Annotated in this window: 14 protein-coding genes; 9 read left to right on the top strand and 5 right to left on the bottom strand. The window is 64.2% G+C overall.

What is annotated here, in order from left to right:
- Positions 1–12: 12 nt before the first annotated feature.
- The 3 genes from ABIA40_RS12800 to ABIA40_RS12790 all read right to left on the bottom strand — a co-directional run bounded on the left by ABIA40_RS12800 (position 13) and on the right by ABIA40_RS12790 (position 2202).
- Complete coding sequence (locus ABIA40_RS12800; protein ID WP_404541325.1) at positions 13–303, bottom strand: DUF1330 domain-containing protein; 291 nt, start codon at positions 301–303, stop codon at positions 13–15.
- 64 nt (positions 304–367) lie between these two features.
- Positions 368–1015 carry an alpha/beta hydrolase gene (locus ABIA40_RS12795; RefSeq protein WP_025036034.1) on the bottom strand — a complete coding sequence of 216 codons (648 nt, stop codon included), beginning with the start codon at positions 1013–1015 and terminating at the stop codon, positions 368–370.
- Between the two features lie 347 nt (positions 1016–1362).
- The gene (locus ABIA40_RS12790) at positions 1363–2202 is read right to left on the bottom strand and encodes a LytTR family DNA-binding domain-containing protein (RefSeq protein WP_404541323.1); all 840 of its coding nucleotides are present in this window, start codon (positions 2200–2202) and stop codon (positions 1363–1365) included.
- A gap of 192 nt (positions 2203–2394) precedes the next feature.
- Here ABIA40_RS12790 and ABIA40_RS12785 point away from each other — a divergent pair, with 192 nt between their 5' ends.
- From ABIA40_RS12785 to ABIA40_RS12745, 9 genes are all read left to right on the top strand, one after another.
- On the top strand, positions 2395–3588 hold the full coding sequence (locus ABIA40_RS12785) for an acyltransferase family protein (protein ID WP_404541322.1): 1194 nt from the start codon (positions 2395–2397) through the stop codon (positions 3586–3588).
- A 52-nt stretch (positions 3589–3640) separates the two neighbouring features.
- The gene (locus tag ABIA40_RS12780; protein WP_404541320.1) at positions 3641–4780 is read left to right on the top strand and encodes a cysteine desulfurase family protein; all 1140 of its coding nucleotides are present in this window, start codon (positions 3641–3643) and stop codon (positions 4778–4780) included.
- 113 nt (positions 4781–4893) lie between these two features.
- Positions 4894–6390: a Fe-S cluster assembly protein SufB gene (sufB, locus tag ABIA40_RS12775; RefSeq protein WP_275499138.1), complete on the top strand. Its 1497-nt coding sequence runs from the start codon at positions 4894–4896 to the stop codon at positions 6388–6390.
- A 132-nt stretch (positions 6391–6522) separates the two neighbouring features.
- Entirely contained in the window at positions 6523–7275 is a 753-nt protein-coding gene (gene sufC, locus ABIA40_RS12770) for a Fe-S cluster assembly ATPase SufC (protein ID WP_157285890.1), read from the top strand.
- A 12-nt stretch (positions 7276–7287) separates the two neighbouring features.
- On the top strand, positions 7288–8592 hold the full coding sequence (sufD, locus tag ABIA40_RS12765) for a Fe-S cluster assembly protein SufD (RefSeq protein WP_404541317.1): 1305 nt from the start codon (positions 7288–7290) through the stop codon (positions 8590–8592).
- Positions 8589–9836 carry a cysteine desulfurase gene (locus tag ABIA40_RS12760; protein ID WP_157285888.1) on the top strand — a complete coding sequence of 416 codons (1248 nt, stop codon included), beginning with the start codon at positions 8589–8591 and terminating at the stop codon, positions 9834–9836. The genes sufD and ABIA40_RS12760 overlap by 4 nt, the downstream gene beginning before the upstream one ends.
- The gene (locus tag ABIA40_RS12755; protein WP_018641712.1) at positions 9833–10204 is read left to right on the top strand and encodes an SUF system Fe-S cluster assembly protein; all 372 of its coding nucleotides are present in this window, start codon (positions 9833–9835) and stop codon (positions 10202–10204) included. Before ABIA40_RS12760 ends, ABIA40_RS12755 begins: the two co-directional genes overlap by 4 nt.
- Positions 10205–10253: 49 nt before the next feature.
- Positions 10254–10664 carry an iron-sulfur cluster assembly accessory protein gene (locus ABIA40_RS12750; protein ID WP_074447904.1) on the top strand — a complete coding sequence of 137 codons (411 nt, stop codon included), beginning with the start codon at positions 10254–10256 and terminating at the stop codon, positions 10662–10664.
- A 167-nt stretch (positions 10665–10831) separates the two neighbouring features.
- Positions 10832–11251, top strand: coding sequence for a TfoX/Sxy family protein (locus tag ABIA40_RS12745; protein WP_225125543.1), 420 nt, complete (start codon positions 10832–10834; stop codon positions 11249–11251).
- A gap of 174 nt (positions 11252–11425) precedes the next feature.
- Here the strand turns inward: ABIA40_RS12745 and ABIA40_RS12740 are convergent, their stop codons facing one another.
- On the bottom strand, positions 11426–12493 hold the full coding sequence (locus ABIA40_RS12740) for a GGDEF domain-containing protein (RefSeq protein WP_404541314.1): 1068 nt from the start codon (positions 12491–12493) through the stop codon (positions 11426–11428).
- 166 nt (positions 12494–12659) lie between these two features.
- Complete coding sequence (locus ABIA40_RS12735; protein WP_404541312.1) at positions 12660–14192, bottom strand: DEAD/DEAH box helicase; 1533 nt, start codon at positions 14190–14192, stop codon at positions 12660–12662.
- Between the last annotated feature and the right edge of the window lie 14 nt (positions 14193–14206).

Below are 14206 nucleotides of genomic sequence, written 5' to 3'. Positions count from 1 at the left end.
CAGTTGCTGCGATCAGATGCACCCATCCGCGAGCAGCAGCCTGCTGGTCGTCGTCGCCTGACGCAGTTTGAACAGGGGTTGAATGTCAGGATCATCCAAGAAGGCCTGAGCCTTCTCGCGGTCCGCAAATTCGATGATGACGAGACGTTCGGGCGCCCAGTCGCCCTCAATCGTTGTCGGCTCGACGCCGCGGACGAGGTATCGCCCTGCGTGCTTGGCGATGAACGCCGAAACTTCAGCGATGTAAGTCTTGAATCCGGCGTAGTCGTTCACCGAGAGATCAAGAACCAGATACGCCTTCATCGCTCGCAATCTCCAGCGTGATGGGTCCGCAGCCATGCCGCGAACCCATCCACGTCGGAAGATATTACCGCACGTTGGCGAGCCGCATGTCCAGATACGCCGTGATGGTTTCCATCAGCGGCTCGAGCTTGGAATCGAAGAAGTGGTTGGCGCCGGGGATGATCTGCTGATCGATCACGATGCCCTTCTGCGTCTTCAGCTTCTCGACCAGCGTGTTAACGTCCTTGGGCGGCACCACCGCATCCTTCTCGCCATGCACGATCAGGCCTGAGGACGGGCAGGGCGCGAGGAACGAGAAGTCGTAGAGGTTGGCCGGCGGCGCGATCGAGATGAAGCCCTCGACCTCGGGGCGGCGCATCAAGAGCTGCATGCCGATCCAGGCGCCGAAGGAGAAGCCGGCTACCCAGCAGGCGCGCGCCTCGGGATTGATGGTCTGCGCCCAGTCGAGCGCGGCGGCCGCATCGGACAATTCGCCGGTGCCGTGGTCGAACGAGCCTTGGCTGCGGCCGACGCCGCGAAAGTTGAAGCGCAGCACCGAGAAGCCGCGATGGGCGAAGGCGTAGTAGCACTGGTACACGATCTGATGGTTCATCGTGCCGTGGAACTGCGGATGCGGATGCAGGATCATCGCAATCGGCGCGTTCTTCTGCTTGGCCGGGTGATAGCGGCCTTCGAGGCGGCCGGCAGGGCCGGTGAAAATGACTTCAGGCATCGATGATCTCTGATTTAAGTCCCTTGGAGGTGATCCCTGCGCAATCGTCCGATTGTGGCTCTCGCAGCGTTGCCGCCGACGAGAGCACGGATGAAGGGTGGAGAGGCGCGCCCTCGGATGATGCGCGAGTGGCGCGCAGGTGAACTGACGCGCGCTTCTAACACAAGGCCAGGGTCAAAAAGCAAGCTTCTTCGACATCTCTCAATCAGCTCAAGAGCTTAGCCAGTCATTCCAATGTCATCTCTGGGTGCCTGCCGCGACCTGGACCCGCCTGAATCAACCGAAGCACGGCAAGAGCCGGCCGTCCTGCCGAAGGGCGCTATCCAACTCATTGAAATCACGATTGTTTAGGGGGCGCCTGGGGCGATTCCCGCCGGCGCGGTTCGGCTTCCGAGCGAGGCGACCGCCGGCCGGTAGCGCCGGCTGCCGCCGAGCGTCTGGCCATTGTCGAAGGCGAGCTCGAAATCCCCTGATGGCTTGAGCTCTACGCCGCGCACCCGGTCGAGATTGGCGAGCTTGGTCCGGTGGACACGAACGATGGAAAAGCGCGCCAGCTCGCTTTCCGCCGCCGCCAGCGTGCCCCGTATGAGGTGCTGGGTGCCGTCGGCGAGGCTGTATTCGATGTAATTGCCGGCTGACGCGACCCAGAGGATATCGCGCGGCACCACGCGAATGCGGCTGGTGCCGTCGCGCAGCCAGATCAGATCGGGGGACGATGGCTGCGGCGGGGTGGGCGGCGCCGACGGTGCGACTGCCGCGCTCTTCAGCTCACGCCGGCTTTCGAGCAGCCAGATCGTGGCGGCGATCAGGACAAAGGCCACGGCGTCTTTGCGGAATTCGTATAGGACCGTCGCGAGCGAAAAACGGAAATCGTAGGCGCCGCCGGCGAGCCAGAGCGCGAGCTTCCGCACCCAGACCATGCCGGTGATGTGAAGGGTGGAGAAGCCGAGCAGGGCGATCGCCCCGATGGCCGCCTGGGCGGCGAGGCCGGGTGTCCGGCGCATGCGGCGGACCGCCAAGACCAGGATCGGCAGCAACAGCAGGATGACGGCGATGCTCGACATCTCCCAGAACAGCCGCCGGCCGATGTCGTAGCTGTCGCCGCGCCAGGCCGCGTCCTGGGCGAACGAAAACGCATTGACTACTCCGATCACGAGCGCGACGGCCGCGATCGCTGCGAACATCATCCGGTCGCCGCCGCTGATCCCGAAAGACCCGCGACTCGTCCCAGCCGCCGGCGGCTCATCCCCTCCTGTCCGATTCTGATCCCAAACCGGCTCGACGCGCGCCGCAGGCGGAGCATTTTCGGTGTCAGCCATTTTCGATGTCAGCCCTGGCCCCAAAACCGCGTTTGTCGTCCCGTCAAGGAGCAGAAAACCATGACAACACCACAGCAATCCCAAAGCTCTGAAAGGCGTATCGACCTGGATTGGGTGCGGATTTTAGCCTTCGCGCTGCTCATCTTCTACCACGTCGGCATGCTCTACGTGTCCTGGGGATTTCACATCAAGAGCGCGCACCGGCTGACGTGGCTGGAACCCGTGATGCTCTTCCTCAACCCATGGCGGCTGTCGCTGCTGTTCCTGGTGTCAGGGGTTGCCACCCGCTTCATGCTCGGGAAGTGGAGCCTCGCCTCGCTCGCCGGCGCGCGGTCGGCACGGCTCCTGATCCCGCTGATCTTCGGCATGCTCGTGATCGTGCCGCCGCAGGCCTATCTCCAGATCGTCGAAAGCCTCGGCTACCCCGCGGGCTTCTTCGATTTCTACGCCAGGCACTACTTTGCCTTCGGCGCGCAATTCTGTCCGAAGCCGTGCATCGTGTTGCCGACCTGGAACCATCTCTGGTTCGTGGTCTATCTGTGGGTCTACACCATGGCGTTGATCGGCGTGCTCGCGTTATGGCCGGCCGGCGCTGACTGGCTTGGCCGAAAGTTGGCTCGTGCGCTCACCGGCCCATGGCTCCTGATCGCGCCCTGCCTGCTGTATGCGGCCTGGCGCCTGGTGCTGTTCCCGGCTTTCCCGTCGACACACGCGCTGTTCGACGATTGGTACAACCACGCGGACCACGCCACGGCCTTCCTGATCGGTTTCCTGCTGGCCAAGCAGGACGGGATCTGGCGCGAACTCGAACGCCTGCGCTGGGCGGCCCTGCTGGCGGCCGCCGCCTGCTTCGCTGGTTTCATCCTGGTACGCGCCGGCCTGTTTGCGCCGTCGCCCATGCTGAAGTGGTTCGCCGCCTCGGCCTATGGCTGTTATCAATGGCTCGCGATCGCCGTTGTGCTGGGCTTTGCGCGGCGCACCTTCACAGCCGACAGCCCGGCACGGCGCTATCTGACCGACGCGATCTTCCCGTACTACATCGTGCATCAGACCGCGATCATCGTGATCGCGCATCAATTGCATGACAGCGGTCTGTCGGCTGGGATCGAAGCGTCCATTGTCATCGCCGGAACCGCGCTCACATGTGTGGCGACCTATGAGATCGTCCGGCGCGTTGCCTGGCTGCGGCCGCTGTTCGGATTGCAGGCGGTGCCGCGAAGCGTTGCAAGGATGGAGCAGCATCAACCGGCCTGACGAGCGCGCGCCCTCCGATTGGCCGGACGACAAAAGGTGCTAAGAGGGCCAGATGCCGAACCGTGTCTATCTCGACTGGAATGCGACCACGCCGCTGCGCCCCGAGGCGCGGGCGGCGATGGTCGCGGCCTTCGACCTGGTCGGCAATCCATCCTCGGTCCATGCCGAGGGGCGGGAGGCGCGGCGTTTGGTCGAAGAAGCCCGCGCGAGGGTTGCGGCCGCGGTCGGGGCGCAGCCGCGCAACGTCGTCTTCACCTCCGCTGGAACCGAGGCCAATGCGCTGGCGCTCTCGCCGGGTTTGCGGGGCCCGTCCGGAGGACCTGTCGAGCGGCTGTTGGTCTCGGCGGTCGAGCACGCCTCGGTGCTATCAGGCGGCCGGTTCCCGGCGGACAAGATCGGCCTGATCCAGGTCACGCGCTCCGGCGTGGTCGACCTCGATCATCTGAAGGCGCTGCTGAAGGGCGGCCCGCCGGCCTTGGTCTCGATCATGGCCGCCAACAACGAGACCGGCGCCCTTCAGCCCGTCACGGAGGCTGCAACCATCGTCCACGAGGCCGGCGGCCTGCTGCATGTCGACGCGATCCAGGCGATGGGCAAAATCCCGTTCGATATCAATTCGGTAGGCGCAGACCTTGCGACCTTTTCTGCGCACAAGATCGGCGGGCCCAAGGGGGTCGGCGCCCTGGCGATGACTGAGGGGATAGGCGGGCTGGAGCCGGTGCTGCGGGGCGGGGGGCAAGAGCAGAGCCGCCGGGCTGGAACCGAGAACATTGTCGGGATCGCCGCCTTTGGCGCGGCGGTGAAGGCTGCGCTTCAGGCTCTGCCGGAGGATGTGAAGCGTATGGCAAGTCTCAGAGATCGCATGGAAAATGGCCTTCGTGATATTCCCAGGACGACTGTCTTTGCGAAAGACGTGGCACGGTTGCCGAATACCGTGCTTTTCACGGCGCCGGGTTTGAAGGCCGAAACCGCCGTGATCGGCTTCGATCTGGAGGGCATCGCGGTCTCTTCCGGCTCCGCCTGTTCCTCGGGAAAGGTCCAGCCTTCTCACGTCCTGTCGGCGATGGGCTATGATCCCGCGGTGGCCCAGGGAGCGGTGCGTCTCAGTCTGGGCTGGTCCACGGAACCGGATGACATCAATAGGGCGTTAGAGGCTTGGCGAAAGCTTGGTAATACCCTACTTAAGGGTTGAGCGATGAAACACGGCTTGAACGGTTCTAAGCCCGTGCTTTCCGCAGAGAAATATCGTAATACTCGTCCGAGTTTGATCCACCGCGGTCCTTGAAACCGCGAGCGGAGGATGGAATGCCAGCCGTACAAGAGACGGTCGAGCGCGTGAAGCGCATCGACGTCGACCAATATCGTTATGGGTTTGAGACCCTGATCGAGTCCGACAAGGCCCCCAAGGGTTTGTCGGAAGAGACCGTCAAGTTCATCTCCGAGAAGAAGAACGAGCCCGCCTGGATGCTGCAGTGGCGGCTGGAGGCCTATCGGCGCTGGCTGACCATGCAGGAGCCGACTTGGGCCCGCGTCGACTATCCCAAGATCGACTTCCAGGACCTCTATTATTATGCGGCGCCGAAGCCGAAGAAGACGGTCTCGTCACTGGATGAGATCGATCCGGAGATCCTGAAGACCTACGAGAAGCTCGGCATTCCCTTGCGGGAAGTCGCGATGCTCGAAGGCGTCGAGCCGAAGCCCGGCGAAGAGGATCCCGCCCGCCGCAAGATCGCGGTCGATGCCGTGTTCGATTCGGTCTCGGTTGCGACCACGTTCAAGGCCGAGCTGAAGAAGGCCGGCGTGATCTTCATGCCGATCTCGGAAGCCATCCGCGAGCATCCTGAATTGGTGCAGAAATATCTGGGCTCGGTGGTTCCGACCTCGGACAATTTCTATGCCACGCTGAACTCGGCGGTGTTCTCCGACGGCTCGTTCGTCTACGTGCCGCCGGGCGTGCGCTGCCCGATGGAGCTGTCGACCTATTTCCGCATCAACGAGCGCAACACCGGCCAGTTCGAGCGCACGCTGATCATCGCCGACAAGGGCTCCTACGTTTCCTATCTCGAAGGCTGCACCGCGCCGCAGCGCGACGAAAACCAGCTGCATGCCGCCGTGGTCGAGCTCGTCGCCCTCGACGACGCCGAGATCAAATATTCGACGGTGCAGAACTGGTATCCCGGCAATTCCGAAGGGAAGGGCGGCATCTACAATTTCGTCACCAAGCGTGGCGACTGCCGGGGCGCCAACTCGAAGATTTCCTGGACCCAGGTCGAGACGGGATCTGCGATCACCTGGAAGTATCCGAGCTGCATTCTGCGCGGCGACAATTCGCGCGGCGAGTTCTATTCGATCGCGATCTCGAACGGCTTCCAGCAGGTTGATAGCGGCACCAAGATGATCCATCTCGGCAAGAACACGTCGAGCCGGATCATCTCCAAGGGCATCGCCGCCGGCAAGTCGCAGAACACCTATCGCGGTCTCGTCACCGCGCATCGCAAGGCGACGGGCGCGCGCAACTTTACCGCCTGCGACTCGCTGCTGATCGGCGACAAATGCGGCGCGCACACCGTGCCGTACATCGAGGCGAAGAACTCGTCCGCGACGTTCGAGCACGAGGCGACGACCTCGAAGATCTCCGAGGACGTGCTGTTCTACTGCATCCAGCGCGGGCTCAGCCAGGAAGAAGCGGTCGGCCTCGTCGTCAACGGCTTCGTCAAGGACGTGCTGCAGCAGCTGCCGATGGAATTCGCGGTGGAAGCGCAGAAGCTGATCTCGATCTCGCTGGAAGGATCGGTCGGCTAGCTCGGACCTCATCCTGAGGAGGCCGCGCACGCGGCCGTCTCGAAGGATGGATACCGGAAAGATTGGTGGCCTCAATCCTTCGAGAAGCGCCTGCGGCGCTCCTCAGGATGAGGGGATAGATGGAAAAACATTATGGCTTTGCTTGAAGTGAAAGACCTCAAGGTTCGTGTCGAGGAGCGTGAGATCCTCCACGGGCTGACGCTGACCGTGAACGAGGGCGAGGTGCACGCGATCATGGGGCCGAACGGCTCCGGCAAGTCGACGCTCTCGCATGTCATCGCCGGCAAGCCCGGCTACGAGGTCACCGACGGCCAGATCCTGTTCAGGGGCGAGGACCTGCTGGAGATGGATCCCGACGAGCGCGCCGCCAAGGGCGTGTTCCTGGCGTTCCAGTATCCGGTCGAGATTCCCGGCGTCACCACCATGAATTTCCTGCGCACCGCTCTCAATGCGCAGCGCAAGGCGCGCGGCGAGAGCGAGCTGATGGTGCCTGATTTCCTCAAGAAGGTCCGCGAAGTCTCGAAGTCGCTGAACATCCCGCAGGACATGCTCAAGCGCGGCGTCAATGTCGGCTTCTCCGGCGGCGAGAAGAAGCGCAACGAGGTGCTGCAGATGGCGCTGTTCGAGCCGAGCCTGTGCATCCTCGACGAGATGGATTCCGGCCTCGACATCGACGCGCTGCGCATCGCGGCCGACGGCGTCAACGCACTGCGCTCGCCGGGGCGCGCGATGGTCGTCATCACCCACTATCAGCGGCTGCTGAACTACATCGTGCCCGATTTCGTGCACGTGATGTCCAGGGGCCGCGTCGTGAAGAGCGGCGGCAAGGAACTGGCGCTGGAGCTGGAAGCCTCCGGCTATGCCCAGTTCGAGGATGCCGCGTAAGGAATTCTTAAGATGAACGTTGCTGTGGCAAAGACCGGGAGCGGCCGCGCGGTGAGCGATCTCTTCGCCAGCGCCGAAGGCCGCCTGCCGGGTTCGCCTGATGTGGCAGCAGTGCGCCGCGAGGCATTCGAGACCTATGAGCGTCTCGGTCTGCCGCACCGCCGGATCGAGGAATGGAAATACACCGACCTGCGCGCGCTGGTCGGCGAGGTGCTGCCGCTGGCCGCCGTGCCCGATGCGACCGCGCTGAAGCGCGCCGCGGACGCGGTCAAGGCGCATGCAATCGCGGGCGCCTACAAGCTGGTGCTGGTCGATGGCGTGTTCGCGGCCGAGCTTTCAGACGTGAAGGCGCTTGCGTCCGAGGTCAGCTTCAAGACTCTGCGCGAGACGCTGGATAAGGATGCCGGTCTCCTCAAGACCGCGTCCACCGATGCCGTGATCGCGGTCAACGCGGCGCTGGCGACCGACGGCGTGGTGCTGTCGATCGCGGATGGAACGCAGCTCTCTGCGCCGGTCCAGATCATCCATGTTGCGACCGCCGCATCGGCCTCGGCTTTCACCCGCTCGCAGGTGGCGATCGGGAAGGGCGCCCGCGCCACCATCATCGAGAGCTTCGTCGCCGCCGGCGCTGCGGCCTACCAGGTCAACGACGCCGTCATCGTCTCGATCGGCGACGACGCCGACGTCGCGCATATCCGCCTGATGGACGATGCGGCCGATGCGGTGAACATCACCTCGCAGTTCGTCACCGTCGGCGCCAACACCAAGCTGAACGTCTTCAACATGACCAGCGGCGCTGCGGTCAGCCGCTTGCAGGGCTTCATTACGCTGGCGGGCGAGGGCAGCGAGCTCTCGGTCAACGGCGTCAACCTCCTGAAGAAGACCGAGCATGGCGACACCACACTGGTGGTCGACCATGCCGTGCCGAACTGCGTCAGCCGCGAGATCTTCCGCGCGGTGATCGACGACCGCGCCCATTCGGTGTTCCAGGGCCGCATCATTGTCCGTCCCGACGCGCAGAAGACCGACGGCAAGATGATGACGCGCGCGCTGCTGCTCTCGGACGAGGCCGAGGCCGACAACAAGCCCGAGCTCGAGATTTTTGCCGACGACGTCTCCTGCGGCCACGGCGCCACCGCCGGCGCGCTCGACGACAGCCTGCTGTTCTACCTGAAGGCCCGTGGCCTGCCGGAGAAGCAGGCCCAGGCGCTGCTGATCCAGGCCTTTGTCGGCGAGGCGATCGAGCAGATCGCCGATGATACTTTGCGCGAGCACGTGATCGGCATCGCCGAGCGCTGGCTGGAGCGGCGGTCATGAGCACGCATCCGGCGGTCAAGAACGGCGCCTATGACGTTGCGCGCGTGCGCCAGGATTTTCCGGCGCTCGCCATGCAGGTCTACGGCAAGCCGCTCGTCTATCTCGACAACGCCGCCTCGGCGCAAAAGCCGAGCGCTGTGCTCGACCGGATGACGCAGGCCTATACGTCCGAATACGCCAACGTGCATCGCGGCCTGCACTACCTCGCCAATGCGGCGACGGAGGCCTATGAGGGCGCGCGGGCAAAAGTCGCGCAGTTCGTCAACGCCCGTCGGACAGAGGAAATCATCTTCACCCGCAACGTCACCGAGGCGATCAACCTCGTGGCGTCGTCCTGGGGCGAGCCGAACATCAAGCAAGGCGACGAGATCGTCCTCTCGATTATGGAGCACCATTCCAACATCGTGCCCTGGCATTTCCTCAGGGAACGCCATGGCGCAGTGATCAAGTGGGCGCCCGTCGATGATGAGGGCAATTTCCTGATCGACGAGTTCGAGAAGCTGCTCACGCCGAAGACCAAGCTTGTCGCCATCACCCAGATGTCGAACGCGCTCGGAACGTTCGTTCCGATCAAGGAGGTGGTGCGGCTGGCCCACGATCGCGGCATTCCGGTACTGGTCGACGGTGCGCAAGGCGCGGTGCATCTGCCCGTCGACGTGCAGGATCTCGACTGCGATTTCTACGCGTTCACCGGCCACAAGATCTACGGCCCGACCGGCATCGGCGCGCTCTATGCCAAGCATGAGCACCTCGTCGCGATGCGGCCCTTCAACGGCGGCGGCGAGATGATCCGCGAGGTTGCGAAGGACTGGGTCACCTATGGCGATCCGCCGCACAAGTTCGAAGCCGGCACCCCGCCCATCGTCGAAGCCGTCGGCCTTGGTGCCGCCATCGACTACGTCAATTCGATCGGCAAGGAGCGCATCGCCGCCTACGAGGCCGACCTCACCGCCTACGCCCAGGAGCGCCTGCGCGAGATCAACTCGCTGCGGCTGATCGGCACGGCGCGGGGCAAGGGCCCCGTGATTTCCTTCGAGCTCAAGGGCGCACACGCCCACGATGTCGCCACCGTGATCGACCGCCAGGGCATCGCGGTGCGCGCCGGCACCCATTGCGTCATGCCGCTTTTAGAGCGGTTCAACGTCACGGCCACATGCCGGGCCTCGTTCGGCATGTATAATACGCGGGAAGAAGTCGATCATCTGGCACAGGCGCTGCTGAAGGCGCGGGATTTGTTTGCATGAGTGACACGGCCGAAATCAAAGCCAATCCGATGGAGACCCATTCGGCATTGCCGCCGGAGGAGACTGAGCGGCTGACCCGCGAGATCATCGCCGGGCTCAAGACCGTGTTCGACCCGGAAATCCCGGCCGACATCTACGAACTCGGCCTGATCTACAAGGTCGAGATCAAGGACGACCGTTCCGTCGACGTGCAGATGACGCTGACGACCCCGAACTGTCCGGCCGCCGGCGAGCTGCCGACCATGGTCGAGAACGCGGTGGCGAGCGTGCCCGGCGTCGGCGTGGTCGATGTCAAGGTCGTCTGGGAGCCGCCGTGGTCGCCCGAGCGCATGAGCGACGAGGCCCGCCTCGTGCTGAACATGTGGTGACGGCCTCGGCCCGCATTGAATTCGCTCCGCAACGGACCACATAGACAACATGACCCAGATTTCGTCAGGCTCGACACCAGCATCCACGCCGAAGCCGCGGCGGCCGCGCCCGCAGGTGATGCGGCTGACGGACGCCGCTGCCCAGCGCATCACCGAGCTGACCCAGCGTGCGGACTCGGAAATCGTGGGCTTGCGCGTCGGCGTGAAGAACGGCGGCTGCGCGGGCCAGTCCTACACGGTCGAATACGCCCACGACATCCGCCCGACCGACGAGGTCGTCGAAGACAAGGGCGTCAAGATCCTGGTCGATCCCAAGGCCGTGCTGTTCCTGCTCGGCACCGAGATGGACTACAAGGCCGACAAGATGCAGGCCCAGTTCGTGTTCAACAATCCCAACCAGGTCTCCGCCTGCGGTTGCGGCGAATCGGTCGAGCTGCGGCCGGCAAAGATCGACGGGTAGTTTCGGCCTACGCTCTGCTCTCTTGTCCCGGACGCGCTGCAGCGCGCTTGCGCTGCTGCGCCGAGCCGGGACCCACGCTATAGTCTTCGCTGTGGAGTGGCTGGGCCCCGGCTCAGCAGCGCAGCGTGATACGCTGCGCTGCGTCCGGGGCACGAGAGAGCGTCAGCATGGACCGCGAATTCCTGATCGACCTGTTCGCTGATTTCGGCCCGGTCACCATCCGGAAAATGTTCTCCGGCTACGGCATCTCCGCCGACGGCGTCAATTTCGCGCTGTCACTGCGCGCCGGCCTGTTCTTTCGCGCCGACGAGACGACCATTCCCGACTTCGAAGCCGAAGGCTCAAAGCCGTTCCAGTATTCGACTCGCGCCAAGACCGTGGTTGTGAATTCCTACTGGGAGCTGCCGGCGCGTCTGTTCGACGATTCCCAGGAGCTTGCGCAATGGGCGAGGGCGGCGCTCACTGCCGCGCAGCGCGCCAAGGTGAAGAAACGACCGAAGGCGAAGAAGGCGGCGGCGAAGAAGCCCCTTGCAAAGAAGCGACCGGCCAAGAAAACGGCGCGTAAGGCGGGTCGCCGTAGCTCATAAAGCGACGGCGGAAGCTCGCCCGTTGTTGAGGCCAAGCTCTCGCTTCCTTGTCACCGTCATTCCGGGGCGCGGCATAGCCGCGAGCCCGGAATCCATAACCACCGTCGTGAGTATGGATTCCGGGCTCGCACCAAGAGGTGCGCCCCGGAATGACGGCGGTAGATGAATTTGGCGCTACGCCACCCGGCTGTGGCTCTCGATCGCGAATTCCGGATCGGCTTCGCAGATCACCCGGTTGCGGCCGTTGCGCTTGGCGGCATAGAGGCAGGCATCGGCACGCTCGATCAGCGCGTCGGTGTCGTCGCCCTCCCTGAGCATGGAAACGCCGACGGAGATGGTGACGCGGCCGAGGATCTCGCCGGTCGATTTCTTCTTCAATTCCTTCGCCATCACGGCGCGGCGAATGTGATCGGCCACCGTCAGTGCCTGGCGCATCGCGGTGTTGGGGAGAACGACCGCGAATTCCTCGCCGCCGTAGCGCGCCGTGATGTCCTGGCCCTTGATGGTCTGCTTCAGGGAAAGGCCGACGAGCCGCAGCACCTGGTCGCCGGTGAGATGGCCGTAGGAATCGTTGAACGACTTGAAGTGATCGATGTCGAACAGCAGCAGCGATAGCGGCTCGCCCGAGGCGAGCGCGCTCTGCACCGCCATGCCGATCATGCGGTCGAAATATTTGCGATTTCCCAGGCCCGTGAGCGGATCGGTCAGGCTTTCGGCGCGGATCGCCTCCAGGCTCTGCTGGAGATTGCTGATCTCGTTCTTCGACAGCGTCAGCCGGTCTTCCAGCGCCTTGTTGGTCTCGCGCATCTCGCTGGTGGAGCGCAGCAGCGCCTCGACGATCGCTTTGACCTGGTCGCGGTTCTCGGCCGACGACAGTTTCTTGGTCGCATCCGACAGACTGGTATCGTAGGCACCGGTCATGCCGAGCGCCTCGCCCAACACCTTCACCACGTCGTCGATCTCGCCGACGACGCGCGCGCCGACCTTGTCGATGCGGTCGGTGGTCTTGATGTGGGAGAGATAGGTCTCGTAGATCTGCTCGAGATCGGCCTCGGTCAGCTTGCCGCTGCGCGCCAGCGTCTCATTGATGATCTTGTTGAGCGGTGCGTTGTAGCCGGTGGCGTAGACGTACCAGATCTCGTAATTGCGGGGAATGGCCGTCTGTCGAAGCGATCGGATCTGACCGAGCGCCACCTCGGCGAACGCCAGCGTGCGTTCGTGTTCGTCGAGTACCTTGATCACTGAACATCCCCACGGCGGCCGACGCGCCATCGACCGCAGCAATCCTTAAATTATGTTCGTAGGCTAAGGGACGATCATGAACGCCCCGTAAATATACGTTCACGGGGCATCCAAAAAATTGCAGATCGAGGATTTTCAACCGAAATCTGGAGCGCCAGTGCGCGCTTCAGGCGCCGGCGGGGGAGCGCACCGGCCGCAGAAGAAACGCCGGCAGATGCGAGTGATCGCCCGGCTCGCTGTCGATCTCGCGCTGGCGGCGCGGCTCGGGACGGCCGATCGAGGGCACATGCGAATTATTGGCTTGCTGGCGGGCGCCGTGACGCGGCTCGGATGATGGCCGGGCGTCACGCGGCTGCCTTGCCGCGCGCGCCGGCCTGGCATCGGCAGCGGGCCGTGCTTCGGCTGAAGGCCTTGCTTCGGAAGCGTGCCTTGCCTCGCCACGCGACTCGCGCGGCTCGGAGCTGCGCTCGCGGTCGCGGCCGCGCTGCGGCTTGCCGCGCCCGCCGCGTGAACGTTCGCGACCACGCGACTCGCGCGGACGCTCGGTCGCATCGGAGGCTTCGGTGTGGATTTCGAAATCGCCCTCGGCGGGCGGAATGCTCTGTCCGATCAGCTTCTCGATTGCCGCCATCGACTTCTGGTCGAGCGGTGTCACGATCGAGATCGCGGTGCCGGTTCGGCCGGCGCGGCCGGTGCGGCCGATGCGGTGGACGTAATCGTCGGCGTGGTGGGGAACGTCGAAATTGAAGACGTGGCTGACCTCGGGAATGTCGAGGCCGCGGGCGGCGACGTCGGAGGCGACGAGGAGGGGCAGCTCACCCTTGCGGAACTGGTCGAGCGCGGCCATGCGGGCCGGCTGGTCCATGTCGCCGTGCAGGGCGCCGACGCTGAAGCCGTGCTTCTGCAGCGATTTGTGAACGATCGCGACCTCGCGCTTCCGATTGCAGAAGATGATCGCGTTCTTGAGGTCCTTGGCCTCGCGTAGCAAACGGCGGAGCAATTCGCGCTTCTCGTGCGCCTCGCGGCCGGCGGGCACCTGGGCTTGCGTCACGGTGACGGCGGTCGTGGCGGGCCTGGAGACCTCGACCTTCTGCGGATTGTGCAGGAAGGCTTCGGTGATGCGCCGGATTTCCGGCGGCATGGTCGCGGTGAAGAACAGGGTCTGCCGCGTGAAGGGGACGAGCTTGCAGATGCGCTCGATGTCGGGGATGAAGCCCATGTCCAGCATGCGGTCGGCTTCGTCGATGACGAGCAGTTCGACGCCGGTGAGCAACAGGCCGCCGCGCTCGGTATGGTCGAGCAGCCGGCCGGGGGTGGCGATCAGCACGTCGACACCGCGCATCAGCTTGGCATCCTGGTCGCCGAAGGAGACGCCGCCGATCAGGAGGGCGACGTTGAGCTTCTGGCCGGCGCCGTAGCGGTCGAAGTTTTCCTTCACCTGGGCCGCGAGCTCGCGGGTTGGCTCGAGGATCAGCGTGCGCGGCATGCGCGCCCGGGCGCGGCCCTTTTCGAGGATGGTGAGCATCGGCAGCACGAAGGCCGCGGTCTTGCCGGTGCCGGTCTGGGCGATGCCGAGCACGTCCTTGCGTGCGAGGACGTGGGGGATCGCCTGTTCCTGAATGGGGGTGGGGGTGGTGTAACCGGTGGCCGCCACTGCGGCGAGGACTTTTTCGGACAGTCCGAGATCTGAAAAGGACATTGAGCCTCTGGTCG

It is taken from the genome of Bradyrhizobium sp. USDA 223, from assembly GCF_044909005.1.
Classification (GTDB): domain Bacteria; phylum Pseudomonadota; class Alphaproteobacteria; order Rhizobiales; family Xanthobacteraceae; genus Bradyrhizobium; species Bradyrhizobium yuanmingense.
The sequence above is the reverse complement of the archived record's forward strand: the minus strand, read 5'-3'. Positions and strand labels throughout refer to the sequence as shown.